The sequence below is a fragment of the Streptomyces sp. NPDC047515 genome, assembly GCF_040643055.1.
Classification (GTDB): Bacteria; Actinomycetota; Actinomycetes; order Streptomycetales; family Streptomycetaceae; genus Streptomyces.
Genome location: NZ_JBEYTM010000169.1, coordinates 1 through 1,443 on the forward strand (window position 1 = coordinate 1; position 1,443 = coordinate 1,443).

Sequence of the window (1,443 nt, forward strand, 5' to 3'; positions counted from 1 at the left end):
CGATTCCTAATGCTGTTTGTCAAGCGGCTAGGGTGACGGGTGGCGTGAGCTCATAGCAGCGTCCGTCGCGCAGGAGGGCCCAGAGGACGTTGACGCGGCGGCGGGCGAGAGCAAGGACGGCCTGGGTGTGGCGTTTTCCCTCAGCTCGTTTACGGTCGTAAAACCGGCGGGATTCCTCGCACGTGCGGATGCTGAACAACGCGGAGGTGTAGAAGACGCGCTGGAGCCTGCGGCTGTATCGCTGCGGGCGTCGGAGGTTTCCGCTGATCTTGCCGGAGTCACGAGGGACCGGAGCGACGCCACCGAAGCCGGCGAGACGGTCGGGGGTGCCGAAGACGGTCATGTCGCCGCCGGTGGCGGCTAGGAACTCGGCACCCAGAATGACGCCCAGGCCGGGCATGCTGGTGATCACTTCGAAGGTGTGGTGGTCGCGAAACCGGGCCTCGATCAGCTTGTCGAGCTCGGCAACCTGCCGGTTGAGGGCCATCACCTCCTTGGCCAGCGTGTGCACCAGCTGCGCGGTCAGCTTCTCCCCGGGCAGGCTGGTGTGCTGACGTTCGGCGGCCTCGGCGGCCGTCCCGGCGAGCTGGTCTGCGCTGCGGACCTTGCGGTTGCGTAGCCAGGTCTCCAGCCGCTTGGCGCCGAGTCGGCGGACGGCGGCCGGAGTCTGGTAGCCGGTCAGGAGAGTAAGCGGGCCAGTGTTGGTGAGGTCCAGCGCACGTTCCAGACCGGGAAAGATGCTGGTGAGTCGGGCCCGGAGCCGGTTGACGGTGCGGGTCCGGTCGGCGACCAGGTCCATGCGACGGCCGGTGAGGATCTTGAGGTCGGTGACAGTTTCGTCTCCGACCCGTATGGGGTGCAGGTCGCGCCGAATACGGACCTGGTCAGCGATGACCGCGGCGTCTTTCGCGTCGGTCTTACCCTCACCGCGGTAGCTCTCGGAGGCGCGGTGGATCGCGCGGCCAGAGATGTAGTGCACGGGCTGGTCGTGGTTAAGGAGGATCCCGATGGCCAGGGCGGCTCCGCCGTCGGCCAGGTCGATCCCCCAGATCACCTCATCACCCAGGGCCAGCACATCAGCGAGGAGTTCGAGGAGTTCGGGCTCGTCGTTGGCGACGCGTCGCGACAGCAGCCGACGGCCGCTCTCGTCGATCGCAACGCAGTGGTGATGGGTTTTGCCTGCGTCGATGCCGGCCCAGATCGTGGCCAAGTGGTGCCTCCGTGAGGTGTGCTACTGGTTCCTTCCGACGGACGACCTCGCTGTCGATTCCCTACGGAGCGATCATTCGCAATTCCTAATTGGCAGCCGAGTCGTCGTGGGACGTCGGGCGGCCAATCGTTGCCAGCCACAGTCGGCAGAAGGTTGAAAGCCACACCCGACGTCCCTGGGAAGGCCAACCATACGAAGGGCTCGCCCGGTCCCACAGAAGAACGTAGGGAAGG

1 protein-coding gene is annotated in these 1,443 nt (G+C 66.1%); it reads right to left on the minus strand.

Annotation, left to right across the window (positions count from 1 at the left end; all coding sequences use genetic code 11):
• Positions 1–19: 19 nt before the first annotated feature.
• Positions 20–1,210, minus strand: a complete 1,191-nt coding sequence (locus ABZ826_RS39350; protein WP_361459403.1) for an IS110 family transposase — start codon at positions 1,208–1,210, stop codon at positions 20–22.
• Positions 1,211–1,443 lie beyond the last annotated feature (233 nt).